General features: G+C 71.4%; 11 protein-coding genes. 10 read left to right on the plus strand and 1 reads right to left on the minus strand.

The window, feature by feature from the left end; all coding sequences use genetic code 11:
* Window positions 1-145: 145 nt before the first annotated feature.
* The 5 genes from ACGRHY_RS28740 to ACGRHY_RS28760 all read left to right on the plus strand — a co-directional run bounded on the left by ACGRHY_RS28740 (window position 146) and on the right by ACGRHY_RS28760 (window position 6,489).
* Entirely contained in the window at window positions 146-655 is a 510-nt protein-coding gene (locus ACGRHY_RS28740; protein WP_394638585.1) for an NUDIX hydrolase, read from the plus strand.
* Between the two features lie 80 nt (window positions 656-735).
* Window positions 736-1,659, plus strand: coding sequence for a phosphotransferase (locus tag ACGRHY_RS28745; protein ID WP_394638586.1), 924 nt, complete (start codon window positions 736-738; stop codon window positions 1,657-1,659).
* 151 nt (window positions 1,660-1,810) lie between these two features.
* A complete protein-coding gene (locus tag ACGRHY_RS28750) occupies window positions 1,811-2,989 on the plus strand; it encodes a protein-L-isoaspartate O-methyltransferase family protein (RefSeq protein WP_394638587.1) in 1,179 nt (392 codons plus the stop codon).
* Window positions 2,986-4,992, plus strand: a complete 2,007-nt coding sequence (locus ACGRHY_RS28755) for an ABC transporter ATP-binding protein (RefSeq protein WP_394638588.1) — start codon at window positions 2,986-2,988, stop codon at window positions 4,990-4,992. Before ACGRHY_RS28750 ends, ACGRHY_RS28755 begins: the two co-directional genes overlap by 4 nt.
* A 573-nt stretch (window positions 4,993-5,565) precedes the next feature.
* Window positions 5,566-6,489 carry a transposase family protein gene (locus ACGRHY_RS28760; protein ID WP_394638589.1) on the plus strand — a complete coding sequence of 308 codons (924 nt, stop codon included), beginning with the start codon at window positions 5,566-5,568 and terminating at the stop codon, window positions 6,487-6,489.
* 66 nt (window positions 6,490-6,555) lie between these two features.
* On the opposite strand, the gene ACGRHY_RS28765 is transcribed toward ACGRHY_RS28760, so the two are convergent.
* Window positions 6,556-7,337, minus strand: a protein-coding gene (locus ACGRHY_RS28765; RefSeq protein WP_394638705.1) for an IS5 family transposase whose coding sequence is annotated in 2 segments (ribosomal slippage) — window positions 6,556-7,002 and window positions 7,005-7,337 — 780 coding nt in all. Because the reading frame shifts where the segments join, the coding sequence is not laid out codon by codon here.
* 301 nt (window positions 7,338-7,638) lie between these two features.
* Here ACGRHY_RS28765 and ACGRHY_RS28770 point away from each other — a divergent pair.
* From ACGRHY_RS28770 to ACGRHY_RS28790, 5 genes are read left to right on the plus strand one after another with little or no spacing between them, the layout of a single operon-like run.
* Window positions 7,639-8,274, plus strand: coding sequence for a hypothetical protein (locus tag ACGRHY_RS28770; RefSeq protein WP_394638590.1), 636 nt, complete (start codon window positions 7,639-7,641; stop codon window positions 8,272-8,274).
* Window positions 8,271-10,172 carry a non-ribosomal peptide synthetase gene (locus tag ACGRHY_RS28775; RefSeq protein WP_394638591.1) on the plus strand — a complete coding sequence of 634 codons (1,902 nt, stop codon included), beginning with the start codon at window positions 8,271-8,273 and terminating at the stop codon, window positions 10,170-10,172. Before ACGRHY_RS28770 ends, ACGRHY_RS28775 begins: the two co-directional genes overlap by 4 nt.
* Window positions 10,169-16,021, plus strand: a complete 5,853-nt coding sequence (locus ACGRHY_RS28780) for an SDR family NAD(P)-dependent oxidoreductase (RefSeq protein WP_394638592.1) — start codon at window positions 10,169-10,171, stop codon at window positions 16,019-16,021. The genes ACGRHY_RS28775 and ACGRHY_RS28780 overlap by 4 nt, the downstream gene beginning before the upstream one ends.
* Window positions 16,022-16,062: 41 nt before the next feature.
* Entirely contained in the window at window positions 16,063-17,970 is a 1,908-nt protein-coding gene (locus tag ACGRHY_RS28785; protein ID WP_394638593.1) for a cobalamin-dependent protein, read from the plus strand.
* A gap of 57 nt (window positions 17,971-18,027) precedes the next feature.
* On the plus strand, window positions 18,028-18,882 hold the full coding sequence (locus ACGRHY_RS28790; protein WP_394638594.1) for a TauD/TfdA family dioxygenase: 855 nt from the start codon (window positions 18,028-18,030) through the stop codon (window positions 18,880-18,882).
* The last annotated feature ends 17 nt before the right edge of the window (window positions 18,883-18,899 follow it).

Genomic DNA, 18,899 nt, shown 5'->3' on the forward strand with positions numbered 1-18,899 from the left:
CGGGCGCCGCGCCGAGATGACCCCACCACCTCACGACTTGAATCCGAACACGTGACCGGAGTTGCGCCTCTTGGTGGCGTGACAGGCCCGGACGGACCCTCGTTAACCGATCACCTGCACGAACACGCCGCTCTAGGAGACCCCTTTGGCCATCACCCCCAGTGTCATTGGCGCGCATCTGCTGTTCGAACGCGACGGATACATCCTGCTGGGCAAGCGCGTCCCGGACGCGCTCTACGCCCCCGACACCTGGCATGTACCGGCAGGCGGTGTGGAGTACGAGCCCGCCACCGCCGGTGCGGCCCGCGAAGGCTTCGAGGAACTCGCCGTCACCATCCGTGAGAAGGACCTGGAGCTGGTCCACACCGTCCACATGCTCGACCCCGGCGGCGACGGCGTGCCGAAGCTGCAGATGTTCTTCCGCGTCCATGCCTGGCAGGGCAGCCCGTACATCGCCGAGCCGGACAAGTGCTCCGCGCTGGACTGGTTCGCCTGGGACTCGTTGCCAACGCCGCTGGTGGACTACACCCGCACCGCGCTGGACGGCGTCCGGGCCGGCCGCGCCTTCACCGCACTGGGCTGGCCGGCCGCCGAAGCCCCGTACCCGGCTGTCGCGATGCCCACTTCCGCGCCAGTCGAGGAAGGAACTCGGTGACGGTGCGCGAAGGGAGTACAGCGCCCACCGTTCAGGGAACCGGCCGGTGCGAGATCACCAGGCCAAACACCGGGACGGCCATGCCGCAGGACCTACGCAGGTGGGTGATGGCCCAGTGCGGCCAGGCGGTACAGATCACTGATGTGTCCTGGCCGCGGGCCACCTCGCGGGTCTGGCGCGTGTGGCGCGGCGACACCTCCACCGCGGGCTACGTCAAGATCGCCCCGACCGCCCGCCACTTCCAGCGCGAGATCCGCACCTACCGCAGCGCCCTGGCCGGGCTGCGGCCCGGAGGCGCCCCGCTCCTGCTCGCCGACGAGCCGCGGCTGCACGCGCTGATGATCTCCGCCGTGTCCGGCACCCTGGTCCACCATCTGCCTCCCGCCGGCGCCCACGCGCGCGTCATCCACCGCGCGGCGGGGCGACTGCTGCGCCGGCTGCACGACGCGGCGCTGCACGTACCTCAGGCGCGGCGGCAGGCGGACGCCGTCGCGCACCGCGCCGTCACCCGTTCCGCGGTGCACCTGGAGCGGGCAGGGCAGTTGCTCACCCGCGAGCAACGGGAGCTGGTGCACCGCAGCCGGCAGATCGTGGGCGACCTGGCCGACCGGCTGCCGGTGGCCTGGCGTCACGGCGACTTCCGGCCGCGGAACTGGCTGTGGCAGGCCAGCAGCGAGAGCTTGGGCGTGATCGACTTCGAACGGTCCGAGATCGGGATCGCGGTGGCGGATCTCGCCGCCTTGGCAGCCGGCCCGTGGGCGGCCCGGCCCGGGCTGCGGGAAGTGTTCCTCGACGGCTACGGACGCCCGCTGACCGGCGAGGAGGCCCGGGCGCTGCCCGCGTTCACCACGCTGGCCGCCCTGGACGACCTGCAGTGGGCCGAAGCCTGCGGCACCGCGCACGAGGCAGCCCAGGCCCACGACGCACTGGCCCGGCTGGCGGACGCCCACCGGCGAGCCGCCCCCACCGCACGACACCCCCACGCCCGAAGACGCCCGACCTGACCGCCACACCGCCCCCCTGCCCGCACCCGTTCCTCACCTTGCCGGAGGCCTGCCCGTGCACCCCTGCCCACCACCCGCTCCACCCGCCGACGAGAACCACCCCACCCCTGCGGCTTCAAGCTGCCCGGAGGCCGCAGCCGCCAGAGCCGACATGGTGGCCCGCCTGGAAACCGACGGCCAGTTGCACGACCCAATGGTGCGCGCCGCGCTGCTGGCCGTGCGGCGCGAGGTACTGCTGCCACGGGCGTACGTGCGCCGCAACACCCCCGGCGCGCAACCGGGCGTGTGGCAACTGCTGGACGGCACCCACCCCGAGGACCACGCCGAGTGGCTGAAAATGCTCTACGACGGCGGCTCGGTACTCGTCCAACACGACGGCGAAGACCTGGCCGCCCAGCGGCGCGGGACGGTAACCGGCGGGGCAATCACCGGACTGAGCAGCACGGTGGCCATGACCGCCCACACCCTCCAGCGCCTGGAGCTACGGCCAGGACTGCGCTACCTGGAGCTGGGCACCGGCGCGGGGATCACCGCCGCCTTGGCCGCCCACCTCCTCGGCCCCGGCGCGGTGGTCACGGTCGAAGCCGACCCACACCTGGCCACCGCCGCCCGCCGACGGCTCGCCGAGCACGGCCTTCCGGTACGGGTGGTGGCCGGTGACGGTCTGGACGGCTGCGCCGACGGCGGCCCCTACAACCGGATCCTGTCGACGTTCGCCGTCCCCTCCATCCCACCCGCCTGGCTGGAGCAGCTGGCCGAGGGCGGGCGGCTGCTCACCACGATCACCACCGCCTCGCCCGGCTGGCCCGGGGAGTGCCTGGTGCGGCGCACCGGCAACGACTTCGAGGCGGTCCTGGAGGGGCGGGAGTGCGGGCACCGGCCAGTGGCCGGCCACCGCTGGCTCTCCGTCCAAGACCACCGCCACCTGGCGAACCAAGAGCCCGCTCGGCGCCGCACCACCGACGTGCCCCCTCCAGAGACCGACGCGCATGGCTTCTGGCTGGCTTTTTCTTACCTCGCCCCCGGGGTGGTGCGGGACTTCACCGCCGACCACCTCACCCTGATCGCCCCAGGCGACGCCTCCTGGACCCGGGCCGTTCCTGACGGACCCGGCACCTGGCGCATCGAGGAAGGCGGCCGGCGGGAGATCTGGGCCGAGGTCGAGGAGGCCCACCGGCGGTGGGTGCGCGCCGGGCGGCCGGACACGTACCGGCTGGAGTTCTCTGGCGGTCGCCAGCGCGCCGAGGCCGGGCACGGCACGGACACCATCGGCTGGGACCTGCCGACCGGATCGGTCTTGTCGGCGCCGCGGGACGGGGGCCGGGCATGAGCGACAACGAGACCCCCTCCCCCGCCGCGGAAGCACCCGGCGTTCCGCGTCAGCGCGGCGGGGCGTTGCCGCTGCCTCCGGTCTCCATCCCGCCCGGCCCGGACGGTGAGGGCCTCACCGGCGGCATGAAGGAGGCGTACTGGTCGGTGTACGACGGGGCCGCGGCCCAGGCGAGCGTGCGGCAGCTGCTGGGGCGGCTGCCGCGCATCACCGGCCAGGTCGGCGCTCTGGCCTGGCGGGCCGACCCCCGGGCGATGGTGGCGGTGGTGGCGCTGCAGCTGGCGTCCGCGGCCATGGCGGCCTTCGGACTGATGGCGTCGGTGGCCGTGCTCCAGGAGCTCTTCGCCCACGGACCCACTCCGGAGCGGGTGCGCGCCGCCGCTCCCCAGCTGCTGGTGGTGGTGGCGTTCTTCGCCGCCCGCGGGCTGCTGGAGAGCGGGGTCGCTCTCGGCCAGGCCCGGCTGACGCCGAAGATCCGCACCGCGCTGGAGGCGGAGTTTCTGTCCCTGACCGCGCGGGTGCGGCTGGAGATCATCGACGACGCCGACTGGCACGACGAGGTCTACCGGGCCTATGACCGGGGTCTGTTCTACGCCCGGCAGATCGTCGGCCAGGTCGTCTCCCTGGCCTCCGCGTCCCTGGGCCTGCTGGGCACCGCCTCGGTGCTGGCCGTGCTGCATCCGGTGCTGCTGCCGCTGTTGCTGCTGTCGGTGGTGCCGGTTGGTGCGGCCGCCATCCGCGCCTCCCGCGCCCGGTTCGTCTCCTTCAAGCGGTGGAACGCCATGCAGCGCCGGGTGCGGCTCTTCTCCTGGCTGCTGCTGGACCGCGACACGGCCGCCGAGCTGCGCTCGGACACCGCCGCCCCGGCCCTGCTGGCCGAACACCACCGCATCACGGGCCTCATCGCCGCCGAGGACACCCGTCTGGGCACCGGCGCCGCCGTCACCAACCTGCTCGGCCGGGCCCTGGGCGGGATGGGCACCGGCCTGACCTACCTCGCGCTCGGCGCCATGCTGATCGCCGGCTGGCTCCCTCTGGCCGCCGGCGCCGGGGCGGCCCTGGCCATCCAGACCGGCCAGCGGGCCCTGACCCGGCTGGTCGACGTCGCCCACCTGGTCTACGAGCACGCCCTGTGGGTCGACGACCTACTGTCCACGGTGGAGCGCTGCCGTGCCCTGCTGCCCCGCCGTACCGGCCGGCTGGCACCCCCTGCCGTGCGGGAGATCACCCTTACCGACGTCTCCTACACCTACCCCGGCAAGGACACCCCCGCGCTGAATGGCGTCTCGATGACCCTGCGGGCCGGCCAGACCGTGGCATTCGTCGGCGCCAACGGCTCGGGCAAGTCCACCTGCTCCCGCCTGATCGCCGGGCTCTACAACCCCAGCGAGGGCACCATCGACTGGGACGGCACCGACGTGAGGGAGCTGGACGCCGAGTCCCTCCAGGCCCGCGTCGCCGCCGTCCTGCAGGACCCGGTGCGCTTCCCCTTCTCCGCCCTGGCCAACATCACCGTCTCGCGCGGCACCCTCACCGACGCCGACCCCGAGCGCGCCCACACCGCCGCCGTCGCCTCCGGCGCCGACCAGGTCATCGCCGCCCTCCCCGGCACCTGGACCGCGCTGCTGTCCAAACGCTTCAAGGACGGCCAGGAACTCTCAGCCGGCCAATGGGCGAAAATCGCCGTCGCCCGCGGCCTGTACAAGGACGCCCCCGTCCTGCTGCTGGACGAGCCCACCGCCAGCATGGACCCCCGCGCCGAACACGCCGTCTACCAAGCCGTCCTCCACGGCCGGCGGCACCCGGGCCGCATCACCGTCCTCATCTCCCACCGCCTGGCCTCGGTGGTCGACTGCGACCACATCTACGTCTTCGACGGCGGCCGGATCACTGAATCCGGCACCCACCACGAGCTGATGGCGCTGGGCGGCGAGTACGCCCAAATGTTCGCCCTCCAAGCCGCCGCCTACCAGACCGAAGCCTCTGCCGCCGACCACCGCTGACCATCTCTCGCCTGGGCCTGGTTCTGGGAGCGGCCAGTGGTCAGGGCAGGTCGTACTGAACCGCCCCGGGACCGGCAGCGCCTGCCGGAAGCTGCCCGGCCCGCGGGGAGTTCGGCTCACGCCTTCGGGCGTGGGGACGAGCTGGGAAACGTGCTCGCACGTCACGGCCTGGTCGGCTCGATGGGCCGAGGCGGTGCGGCCGGCGACAATGCGGCCGTGGAGAGCTTCTTCGCACTGTTGCAGAAGAAGGTCCTCGGCCGCCGCACCTGGCGCACCCGGCACGAACTGTGGATTGCGATCGCGACCTGGAGCGAACGCACCTACCACCGCCGACGGCGCCGGAAACGCCCGGCCCGATTGCCCCCGCCGAGTACAGAACCATCAGGACCCCACCCGCGGCGCTCGCTGCGTAAACCCCGACTGTCGCCCGATCATGCAGCAGCCCCTCACGCGCCGTTGTGAACTCGCCGAGCGAGACGATGTCGTGCTTGTGGCTATTGGTGACAGGATATTTACGAGTTGGTGCGTGATAGCGGGTGAGGCGTCGTGCCAGGCAGGTGGCATGATCCGGCTGTGGCGATCACGGTCAATCGGGCGGTGCTGACGCACCAGCTGTTCACGGGGATCACTCGGCGCCACCTCACGCGCCTCGTTGAAGAGCTGGCAGTGCCGTGGCAGGCCGCTGTGGAGGGGCGCCGCCACGAAGCCCGAGGCGGAGCCCGGACGCGGGCCGCGGGTGCCGGCGCCCGCCACCAGCTGGTCTTCGTCGACCGGCTGGTGGCCACCCTGATCCATCTGCGACACGATCTGCCGCACTCGGTGCTGGGCCTGCTGTTCGGCGTGGACCGCTTCACCATCACCCGGGCCATCGGCGAGATCCGCGCCCTCCTGGCCGAGCGGGGGTGCGCGGTCCCCGACCGCCCCGGCCTGCGCCTTCGGACCCTGACGGACGTGTTCGCCTACGCCCAGGCCGAAGGCGTCGAGCTGCGGCTGGACGCCACCGAGATTCAGGTCCGCCGGCCGCCGGCCAACCGCGGCGGACGGCGCGCGTTCGTCTCCGGCAAGAAGAAGCAGAACACCATGAAGGCCACCGTCATCGCCGACCGGCGTGGCCGCACGCTGTGGACCGATGCCCTGCGACCTGGACGTATGCACGATGCCACGGCTGCCCGCAGCGAGGGCATCGCCGTGTGCTTCCAGCACTTCCCCGACGTCGAGGTCCTCCTGGACGACGGCTACCTCGGCCTGAGCCGCGACCACCGCGGCCAGGCGATCACACCGCCCAGAAAGCCCAGGCCGGGAGCACTGCCCGGCAGAGTCCAGCAATGGGAACGCGACCGCCACGGGCACTCCTCCGACCGCATCACCGTCGAACACGCCCTCGCCGACCACAAACGCTGGAAGCAACTGATGCGCTGGACCCACCACCGCGACTGGCTGCCAGACACCTACCGCGCCATCGCCAGCCTCGTATCCGACCGCACCACCAACGCCTGAAGACAGGCCACGACCAGGCCAAACACGGCCCACTCGCTATCACGCACCAACTCGTTACAAGCCATCTCATTTGGTGAGTCGGCGGTAGCAGATGAGGGTGCAGGCGATGCTGGTGAAGGCGAGGAAGTGGCTGGCCTTGCGTTCGTAGCGGCGGTGGAGGCGACGGCAGCCGGCCAGCCAGGACACTGTTCGCTCCACCACCCAGCGGTGGCGGCCCAGCCGGGTGGAGGAATCGACGCCCTTGCGGGCGATGCGGTGGCGGATGCCGCGGCGACTGAGCCATCGGCGCAGGTGGGCGTAGTCGTAGCCCTTGTCTCCGTAGAGCCTGCCGGGCCTGCGGCGGGACCGGATGGGTGGGATACCGCGCACGAGCGGGACGAGGGCCTGGCTGTCGTGGGTGTTGGCCCCGGAGATTCCGACTGAGAGGGGCAGACCATTCCGGTCGGTGATCAAGTGGATCTTCGAGCCGTACTTGCCTCGATCGACAGGATTCGGGCCGGTCAGCTCCCCCTTTTCAGGGCTCGCATGTTCACCGAGTCGATCGCGCAGCGGGTCCAGTCCAGCTCGCCGCGGGCGCCGAGTTCGTCCAGCACCAGGCGGTGCAGCCTGGCCCACACCCGCGCCTGGGTCCACTCGGCGAACCGCCGGTGCGCGGTTGCCCCGGACGGCCCGAACGACGCGGACGGCAGCTGCTGCCAGGTACATCCCGAGGTGGCCACGAAGATGATCGCGGCCAGCACCTCCCGGTCACCGTGCCGGCGGCGGCCGCCGCCCTGCGGTCGTGTCGGAGCAGGCGGTACCACCCGCTGGAACAGCTCCCACAGCTCATCCGGCACCAGTCGTTCCACGATCGTCACGCCCGCAGACTACCGACTACGCCAAATGAGATGGCTTGTTATTCGGTCTTGACCCGCCAGTACGGCTCGCTGTTACATGCCTCCCATGTTCCGGAAAGAGCTTGCTCCGTCCCCTCGTGGCGCAAGAGCGGTCGAGTTGCACTTGGTCGAGTTGTCGAGGATGCAGAGGGCTCTCGACGGAGCGGGGGACGTCCGGCAAACCGATGCCGCACTGGCGGCGGACATCATGCGGCAGTTGTGGGCGTTCTGCCGTGGGATCACGGACCCCGCCGTGGTTCGGTCCTTGGAGGCGATGCCGGAGTACCGCACTGTGCGCGCGGCCCTGTCAGGCCACTGGGCCGCACATCTGCGCCAGGAGGAGGCGGCCGCGAGTCGCCGGGTGCTGTCCGACCCCCTGCGCACCGGTCTCGGGGACACCTCGATGCTCGCGCTGGAGGACTACCGGGGGACGACGGGGGAGTTGGCACTGTTGCGCCGCCGGCCCGCCGTCCGCGCTGCGGTGGTCGGTTGCGGTCCTTATCCCGAGACGCTCGTGGCCCTTCAGACAAGCGGTCTGGCGCGGCGGGCCGTGGTCGGCGTGGACCGGCACGCCGAGACGGTCGCGCTGGCCACCGCAATGGCGGATCGGTTCTGCGCTCCGGAACCCCACGCGCGGATCGTGTGCGAGGATGCCGCCGCCGTCGACTACTCCGGCTACGACTTGGTCGTTGTGGCCAACGGCCTGGTGGGCAAGGCCCGACTGTTGGACCGGATCCACCGGACCGCGCCGATCGGGGTGCGCGTGCTGATGCGCAGCCCCATCCTCATGGGTCGACTGTTCTACGAGCACGTCCAACCCGATCTGCGCCCGGGCTGGACGGTCACTGGCCGCTACCTCGGAACCCCGTTGAGTGAAACCCTGCTCCTGGAGAGAGGTGAGCACGCGTGACACCCAGTGTGACCGAGGCATTCATCCGTCAGGCCCGCAGCGCTCCCGGCGCCGACGCCGTCGTCGACGGAGCCGACCGGCTCACCTACGGTCAACTCCTGGACGCCGCCCGCGCCCTCGCGGCCAGGCTGGGAAGCGGCCCGGAACAGGGCGTTCCCGTGGCCATCTGCCTGAACCGTTCCCCATCGCTCGTGACGGCCGTTCTGGGTACGCTGCTGGCCGGTCGACCGTACGTACCGCTCGACCCCGCCTATCCGGACGCGCGGCTGCGCCACATGCTGGCGGACTCCGGAGCCCGGGTGGTGCTGTGCGACCGTCGCACTGCGGAGGAGGTGCCCGCCCTCGCCTCGGCCGGTGAGCAGGTCCGGCTCCTGCACCTGGACGACGCCGAGCGGCCCGCAGCCGACGAGGACCCCGCCCTGCCCCAGGTTCGGCCCGACGACCTCGCGTACATCCTCTACACCTCGGGTTCCACCGGCCTGCCCAAGGGCGTCGCCATGGCGCACGGCTCGCTGTCCCGGCTCATCGACTGGCACGCACGCACCGACGAGCCGCAAGACGGCCTCGCCACCGCTCAGTTCGCCCCGATCAGCTTCGACGTCTCCTTCCAGGAGATCTTCGCCACCCTCTGTACCGGCGGCACACTCGTACTGGTGGACGTGGAGTCCCGACGCGACCCGGACCGGTTGTTGGCGCTGCTGACCCGGCACAGGGTCACCCGCCTCTTCCTCCCGGCCGCCGCACTCCACCAGATCGCCCAGCGCGGCATACGGCAGAACGAGCAGCCCGCCCTGCGCGACATCGTGTGCGCCGGGGAGCAGCTCCAGGTCACCCAGGCTGTGGTGGACTGGCTGCGCGCCATGCCCGGCTGCCGGCTGCACAACCACTACGGGCCGACCGAGTCCCACGTCGTCACCGCGCACGTCCTCACCGGCGACCCGGACCGGTGGCCGCGACTGCCTCCGATCGGGACGCCGCTGCCGCACGTGGAGACGCGGCTCCTCGATTCCGCGGGCCGACCGGTACCGGACGGCGAGCCCGGGGAGCTCCACCTCGGCGGCCCTTGCCTGGCCACGGGCTACCTCGGGCGTCCCGACCTGACGGCGGAGCGCTTCGGGGTCGCCGCCGACGGGACCGGGCGGTGGTACCGGACCGGCGATCTGGCGCGCCGGCTTCCGGGGGGAGTGTTGGAGTACCTCGGCCGCAACGACCGGCAGGTCAAGATCCGCGGCCACCGCGTCGAGGTGGGGGAGGTCGAACTGGCCCTGACCGCCCACCGGGACGTCGCCGAGTGTTGTGTCGTGACCACGACCGACCAGGCCGGCCAGCAACAGTTGGCGGCCTACCTCGTGCCGGCACCCGGATCAGCGGAGTACGGCACGGCGGAGCCCGTGACGCTGCGCTTCGTACCGAAGTGGCATCACCACCTGAGCGAGCGGCTTCCGGAGTTCATGGTTCCCACCACCTACGTGGTGATGGACCGGCTGCCGCTGACGCCCAGCGGCAAGGTCGACCGGGCGGCCCTGCCCGCGCCCTCCACTGCACGTCCGGCCCTGGCGGTGCCGTTCGTGGCCCCGTCGACCGAGAGGCAGGAACTCATCGCCGCAATCTGGCGGGAGACGCTCCAGCTCGACGAGGTCGGGCTGGACGACAACTTCTTCGACCTGGGCGGAAACTCGTTGCTGGTCACCCACTTGCACACCCGGCTGACCGACGCGATCGGCCGGCGCTTCCCCCTGGTCGCGGCCTTCGACCACCCCACCATCCGTTCCCTGGCAGAGTACCTCGATCACAACGCGGCCGGATCGGCCCGCAAGCGGCCGGCCCAGCGCCGATCCCGTCGTGAGCGGCCCGTCAGGCGTGGCTCCGCCGTCGTGAAGAAAGACACCAGCGCATGAACGACCATCCGTCGCCCGCCCCGGACACCGCCCATGGTGTCGAAGCCGCAGCGGACGCCTCGGACATCGCCGTCATCGGTCTCGGCTGCCGTTTCCCGGGTGCCCCCGATCCGCAGACGTACTGGCGGAACCTCGCCGACGGCGTCGAGTCGGTCGAGGTCGCTTCCGCCGGACCGGGCGGAAGCGACCAGCAGGTGCGCGCCGCCGCCGTACTGGACCAAGTGGAGGAGTTCGACGCTTCCTTCTTCGGATACAGCGCACGGGAAGCCGAACTGCTGGACCCGCAGCACCGGGTCTTCCTCGAATGCGCCTGGGAGGCGATCGAGGACGCCGGCTACCATCCCGGTGGCCTGCAGGGGCCGGTGGGCGTCTACGGCGGTTGCGGGCTCAGCACCTACATGATCAACCACGTCCATCCCACCCGTGGTTCGCGCAGCGACAGCAACTTCCTCGACTCGATGGCGGACCTCCAGATCGCGGTCGCCGCCGACCGTGACTACCTCGCCTCCCGAGTCTCGTACAAGCTCGACCTCACCGGCCCCGCTGTCGCCGTGCAGGCGGCCTGTGCCACCTCGCTCTACGCGGTCCACCTGGCCTGTCAGGCACTGCTGAACGGCGAGTGCGACGCGGCGCTGGCCGGCGCCGTCAGCATCCCGGTTCCCCAGATCGAGGAGTACGCGTACGAACCGGGCATGGTGTTCTCGCCCGACGGCCACTGCCGGGCGTTCGACGAGGACGCCGAGGGAACGGTCTTCGGCAGTGGTGCCGGTGTGGTCCTGCTCAAGCCGCTGCGCGAGGCGCTGGCGGACGGCGACAGCGTCTACGCGGTGATCAAAGGTTCCGCGATCAACAACGACGGCGGTCGCAAGGTGGGCTACACCGCCCCGAGCATCCAGGGCCAGGCCGCCGTGATCGACGCCGCACTCGACGTGGCCGGCGTCGACCCGCACACCATCGGATACGTCGAGGCGCACGGCACCGGGACGACCCTCGGCGACCCGATCGAGGTCGCCGCCCTGACCCAGGCCTACGGGACGGAACCCGACACGCATCGCTGCGGGATCGGCACCGTCAAGACCAATATCGGGCACCTCGGTTGGGCCGCCGGTATGGCGGGCCTGATCAAGACGGTGTTGGCCCTGCACCACCGACAGATCCCGCCGACGCTCAACTTCCGCCGCCCCAACCCCCGGATCGGGTTCGAGGACACCCCCTTCCACGTGGTCACCGAGCTCACCCAATGGCCAGCCGGAGCGGACGCGCCCCGGCGCGCTGGAGTGAGCGCCTTCGGTCTCGGAGGCGCCAACGCCCACATCGTCCTGGAGGAAGCCCCCGAGCGACCCGCGAGCGACGCGACCGCGCCGGCCGCACGGCTGCTTCCGCTGAGTGCCGCCACCCCCGAGGCGCTCACCGAGCTCGTGGGTCGGTTTCGCGACCGTCTGACGGCTGAACCGGAGACCCCCTTCGAGGAGTTCGCGGCCACCGCGGCCCTGGGCCGTCGCCATCTCCCGCACCGGCTGGCCGTCGTCGCCGACGACACGGAGCGAGCCCTGGCCAGGCTCGCCGAGCGGGCCGAGGACGGGCCGGAGTTCACCGCCGGTCCCGGGGGACGTGCCGTACAGCGGGTCGCCGCGCTCTTCAGCGGCCAGGGCGGCGAGTACCTGACCATGGGCCGTGGACTCTACGAGACCGAGCCCGTCTTCCGAGAAGCACTGGACGCGTGCGACCAGGTCCTGGCGGAGTACCTCGGTTCCTCCGTCGCGGAGTTCCTGTACACGACCCAGGAGATCGGGGCCATCCCCCGAATCGCCCACGCCCAGCCGCTGGTCTTCGCCCTTCAGACGGCGCTGTTCCGGCTCTGGGAGTCCTGGGGCGTCGCCCCGACCGTGATGATGGGCCACAGCCTGGGCGAGTACGCGGCGGCGTGGGCCGCCGGCGTCTTCTCCCTGGAGGACGGCCTACGCTTGGTCGCCGAGCGCGGCAAGCTGCTCCAGGGCCTCCCGGAGAACGGCTCGATGGCGGCCGTACTGGCCGGTGAGAGCACCGTGGTGGAACTGCTGCGCCAGGCCGATGGGGTCTCCGTCGCGGCGGTCAACGGGTCGGCCAACACGGTGATATCGGGCCGCTCCGAGGCGGTGGCGGCCACGTGCGAGCAGTTGCGCGAGCACGGGCTGGAAGTCAAGGAACTGCGGATCACCCGGGCTGGGCACTCGGAACTGATGGACCCGGTGCTCGACGCGTTCGAGCAGGTGGTGCGGACGGTCTCACTCCACGAGCCGCGACATCTGCTGCTGTCCAATCTGACCGGTGCCCCGGTGGGCGCCGAGGTCACGGACCCCGTCTACTGGCGCCGCCACCTGCGGGAACCCGTGCGCTTCCTGGACGGGCTGACCACGCTGGCCGGTCTCGGCGTCGACGCCGCGATCGAGATAGGGGCCACTCCCGTACTGACCGGCGTCGCCGCCGCGGCCCTGCCGGACAGCCGGGTGCTCTGGCTGCCGTCCCTGCGCCCCGGGAGCGACGACCGGTCCGAGATCCTGGCCAGCCTCGGCGCGCTGTACGAGCGCGGCGCGGACGTGGAGTGGGGCGCCGTGTACCGCGAGCCCTTCCGGCGCAGGCGTCTGCCGACGTATCCGTTCCAGCGGCAACGTCACTGGATCGAGGCCCCTGCCGCGCGCTCCGCCAGCCGTGCCGCCACCGTCGTCGCACCCGCGTGGGAGGACTGGCTGTACGAGGTCACATGGCAGTCGGCGCAGGCGCCTGCCGACCCCGTCGACCTGACCGGGCTCTGGCTGCTGTGCGGCGGTCCGGACCCCGTCTCCGACGCCCTGGCCGAACACATCCGGCAGGCGGGCGGCCGGGTGGCACAGGCCACCGCCGACGCCGTGGACTTCGGTGCGCGTGCCGAGGTCGCCGGGCTGCTGGACCGGCAGACCGAGCCGCCGCGCGCGGTGATCAACCTCCTGGCGCTGGACCCGCGATACCCGGTCCGCTCCGTGGGCGCGGGCACCCTGCACCTGTTCCAGGAACTGGCCGAGCGGGACATGACCCCGACGCGGATGTGGCTGGCCACTCGCGGCGCCCAGGCGGCCGACGGCAACGTGACCGAGACAGGGGCCGCGCATGCCGCCCTCTGGGGCATGGCACGGACCGCCGCGATCGAGCACCCTGATCTGAACTGCACCCGGGTGGACCTGGATCCGGCGGCGGAACCGGCCGCCGACGCCGCGGCGATGCTGCGGGAACTGGCCGCCGACACCACCGAAAGCGAAGTCGCGGTCCGCGGCGGGCAGCGGTACGTGCCTCGCCTCGTGTCCCGACCGCAGGCGGCGGCTGCCGCACCGGGCCGCGCCATTGCGGGGAACGGCACCTATCTGGTCACCGGCGGCCTGCGCGGAGTCGGCCTGCTCGCTGCCGAGCGGCTGGCCGAAGCAGGGGCCGGACGCCTCGTCCTGGTGGGCCGCAGCGCACCCGACAGCGCGGCGCAGGCCGTGCTCGAGCGGCTGCGCGAGCGCGGCCTCGACGTTGAGGTGATCAACGCGGACGTCTCCGACGCCAGGCAGGTACGGGAGGCGCTCGGTCGGGCGGCGACCGCCGACCGGCCGCTGCGGGGCATCGTCCACGCGGCCGGCGTCCTGGACGATGCCACTCTCGGCCAGTTGGATTGGGACCGCTTCGAGAAGGTCCTCGCCCCCAAGGCGTACGGGGCTTGGCACCTGCACGGGATCACCGCCGAGCGCGGCGATCCCGTGGAACTGTTCGTCCTGTTCTCCTCCACCACCGGTCTCATCGGCAATTCCGGGCAGGCCAACCACGCGGCGGCCAACGCCTGCCTCGACGCACTGGCCCACCACCGGCGCGCCGCCGGGCTGCCCGCCACCACGGTCAACTGGGGAGCCTGGTCGGACACCGGCTTCCTGGCCGGCCGACCGGACACCCTGGAGAAGCTGGCCCGCATCGGCATGGGCGGCATCGACCGCGTCGCCGGGGCGGCCCTCATCGACCGGGTGCTGCACACTGCGGAGACCCGGGTCGTCGTCGCACCCGTGGACTGGCCCGTCTTCCTGGACCGCCACCACCTCGACGGGTGCGGTTTCTTCTCGACCCTGACGGCGCCGGCCCCCGCTGCTCGTCCCGCCGACGGGGACCTGGCCGAAAGGCTCGGGCACTGTACGCCCGAAGAACGGATCGGGCTGATCGGTCGGGAAGTCCGGCGACAGGTGGAGCGGGTCCTCGGAGCCGGCGTCGCGGACGAGGCGGACGCCGACCGCCCGCTGGTGGAGTTCGGCATGGACTCGCTGTCCTCGATCCAGATCCGCAACGGCCTCCAGCGCCGCCTGCGACAGCCGCTGCCGGCCAACTTGTGTTTCCAGTACCCGACGGCCGATCGGTTGACCGAGTTCCTGTCCGGGCTCCCGTATCCGGCCACCGGCTCCACGGACCCCGGCACGGTCCCTGCCGCGGTGACCGGCCGCCCGGCTGCGCCGCCCGCGGCATCGGGCACCGGTTCGTTCGCCGGTGAGGTGCGCAGGGTCTCCCTACAACAGTCCCGCTGGTTGAAGTTGCTGTCGATCGGCTACGGACGCCTGCTGGTCCCGATCCTCTTCGAGACAACCCTCGACCGGCGGGCCCTGAGGACCGCGCTCACCGCAGTCGCGGACCGCCACGACGTCTTGCGCTGGCGGTTCGAGGAGGGCAAGGCCGTGGTCGTCGGGCTCGAAGAGGTGCTGCCGGACGACGCCGCACTCTTCGTCGACCTGCGGGACCTGACCTCCGAGGAGCGGGCTGAGGCCGTCACCCGGCACGCCGAGCGCATCCGCGCGGACATGCCGGACCCGGCCGTCCGGGTGCCCTGGACGGTGACCTGCCTGGAGCTGTCCGACACCTCCTTCCTCGTTGTTCTGGGGCTTCAGCACCTGGAGTTCGACGGTGTGTCGGTGTCGGTGTTCACCGACGACCTGCGCACCGCTTATCTGGCCGCGGTGCGGGGCGAAACGGCCTTCACCGAAGCCGCCCCCCGCTATGCCGACTTCATCGCCTGGCAGTCCGCGTACTTGGAGGGGCCCGTCAAGGAGGACCGGGCGTTCTTCACCGGCCTCTACACAGACAGCCCCGGGCCAACCATGCTGCCGAACGCCGACAACACGGCCGTCTCCCGCGACGAACTCGTCGTGACACGCGGCTACGAATCCGCCCGGCTGACGCCGACCGTGGACGAGGCGCTCTGGCCCGACCTGGTCGCGGTCGCCGGACGCACCGGGGTCTCCCCGTTCTCCCTGTTGACCGCCGTCTACGCACGGCTCGTCAGTCGGATCACCGGCCAGGGCGACGTCACGCTGGGCACCATCGTCACCGGACGTCCGGAGGAGGCCTTCGCCCGGACGGTCGGACCCTTCGTCGCGCCCTTCCCCGTGTCCATACGGACCACCGGCCGCTCGGTGGGCGAGATAGCCGAGCAGTGCACCCGGACCATCGCCGCCATCAACGGGCGCTGTGCCTACCCGCCGGCCGACCTGGTGCGCCACGTGCCGCCGTTCATCGGGTTGCCGGAGGACACATACTTCACCGACCCGTTCATCATGTTCAACAACTACCAGCGTGAGGAGCGCTCCGAGGAACTCCGTGTCGAGGTGCTCGAATGCCTCGCACCGCTGAGCGAGCAGGAGCTCTCGGGCCTCGACGCCCCCACGCTCGTGGAGATCGCGGGTCTGTTCCTGATCATCGACATCTGGCAGGACGAGCCTCGATTCAACTTCTGGTACCACCTGCACCGTTTCTCTCGGGAACAAGTGGCCACCTGGGCCGACTGGTACCTCGCCGAGCTGAGCACGGCGCTGGATGAGCTGTGAACGAACCCACTCGCCATCCCGTTTCAGGAGAGGAACGTTCCGTGACCGACCGACGCAACCGAACCATCGTCCTGGGCGGAGTGGGCGGCGATTCGCACTCCGTCGGCCTGATCGTCCTGTGCCGGGCCCTCGAACAGGCCGGGTTCACCGTCGACTTCCTGTCGACCCAGAACACCACGGCCCAGCTGTGCGAACGGGTCCGCGGCGCGGACGCCGTCCTGGTGTCCAACATGGACGGGCACGCCGCGTACTACCTGCGCGACCTGTACGAGATGCGGCTGTTGCACGGTGCCGAGGACGCCGTCTGGTACCTCGGCGGAAACCCCTCCTTGACCGACGACGAGGCCGCCGTCGACGAGCTGTACGCGCTCGGTTTCCAGCGGGTCTTCCTCGGATACGTCGACCCGGCCCATGTCGTCTCCTGCCTCGACGAGGACCTGGCCGCACGCGCCGCGACTCCGGCCACCGCCGCGGTACGCCGTGACAGGCGCGGCCGGGTCGGTGCCCCGCCGCCCCCGCTGGACCTCGGCTCCTTCGAGGAGCAGCGCGAGGAGGTGCTCGCCCAGTGGCACACCGGGCACCAGGCGCTGAGCTTGGAGGAGAGCGCCGTTGCCTGCGCGGCCCGCGCCAATCTCGCCGCGGCGCAGGACCGGGCGGAGCGGGAGGTGCGGGTGCTCATCCACCCCCGGACCGGGGTCGCCGACGTCGCCGAGCAGACCGAGCTCTTCCGCGTACTTCACGAAGCCGGCGCGGACGTCCTTTCCTTCCAGATCGACTCGCTCACCCGCAACAACCTCCACGACCAGGTGGAGCTGTTACTCAAGGAGTCGAGTGCGCGGCTGGACAGCTTCCACGGGCTGAACGGCTTCCCGCTCGTCAACCACGGGGTCGCCGCAGGGCGCACCATCACAGCCCACTTCCCCGACACCCCGTTCCAGGTCCGCCACTCCACCCGCGATCCGCGGCTGCTGGCCGAGATCACCTACGCCTCGGGGGTGACCGCCTTCGAGGGCGGTGCGCTCACGTACAACCTGCCGTACTACCGCGACTACTCGCCGCGCCACTCGGTGCCGCGTTGGATGTACGTGGACCGGCTGACCGGCCTCTACCACGAGCGCTTCGGCATCACCATCGACCGGGAGTTCTTCGGCGTCCTGACCGCCGCCATGGTCCCGGCCTGCATCGCTGTCGTGTCGTGTGTGCTGGAGGCCCTGCTCGCGGCCGAGGCCGGCGTGAAGTCCGTGTCCCTCGGCTACGCGGAGCAGGGCAACCGCGCCCAGGACATCGGGGCCATCCGGGCCCTGCGTCGGGTCGGGCGCCGGTACCTGGACCGACACGGCCACGAGGACGTCGCGGTGTACTCGGTCTTCCACCAATACATGGCCGCGTTCCCCGGCGACGCGGAGAAGTCCAGCGCCCTGCTGCGCGGCTCGGCCGTCACCGCGAGGCTGAGCGGGGCCACCCGCCTCATGCTGAAGACGGCCGTGGAGTCCAGCCGGATTCCGTCCGCCGACAACAACGCGGAGGGTCTGTTCCTCGTCAAGTCCGCCCTCGAAGGGCCCGGCGCGCCACCGGTGCCGCCGGAGGCGGACGCCGAGGAGGAACTGATCGTTCAGGAATCCTCCGCGATCCTCGACGCGATCCTCGCGCAGGACGCCGCCGACCTCGGCGAGCGGGTCGCGCTCGCCGTCGAGCGGGGCCTCCTCGACGTGCCGTTCTCACCCAACCTGTGGAACGCCGGCCGAGCCATGTCCGTGCGCGACTGCACCGGTGCGGTGCGCTTCGCCGAGATCGGCGCGATTCCTCTTCCGGAGCCGGTCCGTCGCTTCCACGAGCAGGCCATGCGCAGCCGGCTGGAGCGCGACCGCGCCGACCTCGACGTACTGATCGAGCGCGACGTGCTGCGCACCGCCCGTGGCGAGTTCGACACCTGGCCCCTGACCGACTGAGTCACCACCGGCCAGCCCTGTCATCGACCGACCAACCACCCGAGAGGTTTCCCGGCCATGTACCGACTTCCCGAAGATGCCTCGGCCGCTCTGCTGACCCGCGAGATCCCCGCGGACCAACCGCTGGACGCCTGGCCCACCCGCGCCCCGTCCGGGACCGGTGAGGCGCTGGACGCCGCCTGCGCCCACATCGCCCACGAGATCCGCGAGAACCAGGGCTGGCTCATGGTGGACACCGGCCTCGCCGGCCTCGGCGACGAGTTGCTGTGCAGCGCCGTGTGGAACCTGTTCACCACGCTCAGCCGACCCGTGCCGCAGTACCGCACCGGTGAGCTCTTCTACCCCGTCGAGGTCAGCGGCGCGCCCGCCCTCGCGTCCAGCCACTACTCCTCGTCCAACCTCACCGGTGGCTTCCACACCGACGGCACCCTCCTCGACGTGGCACCGCACGTGGCGATGCTGGCGAGCCTGTCCGCGGCGGACGAGGGCGGGGAGACCGTCCTCGTCGACGCCGTCCGGCTCGTGGAGGTGCTCACCGAACGCGCCCCCGAGCATCTTCCCCCGCTGGAGGAGGTGCAGCCGTTCCACTCCGGCGACAGCGCCGAGGACCCGGTGATGCTGCACCCGATCCTGTCTCGTTCCGGGTCCCGGTTGGAGGTGCACTACCTGCGCCGCTACATCGAGCAGGGCCACGCCCTCCAGGGCCGGGCGATGGACGACAAGCTCGTGGCGGCCCTGGACGTCTGGGACGAGTTCATTGCCGACCCCCTGCTCCAGACCCCCGTCCTGATCGACCGTGGGCAGGTCCTACTGTGGGACAACTTCCGGTTCGTCCACGGCCGTACGCCCTTCACCGAGCACCGGAGCCGCCGCCGGCTGCGCCGCGCCTACGGGCTCTTCCCCGCCGCCTAGCGCCAACCGCTCCACCC

It is taken from the genome of Streptomyces shinuiensis (assembly GCF_043660855.1).
In the GTDB taxonomy this organism is placed as follows: Bacteria; Actinomycetota; Actinomycetes; order Streptomycetales; family Streptomycetaceae; genus Streptomyces.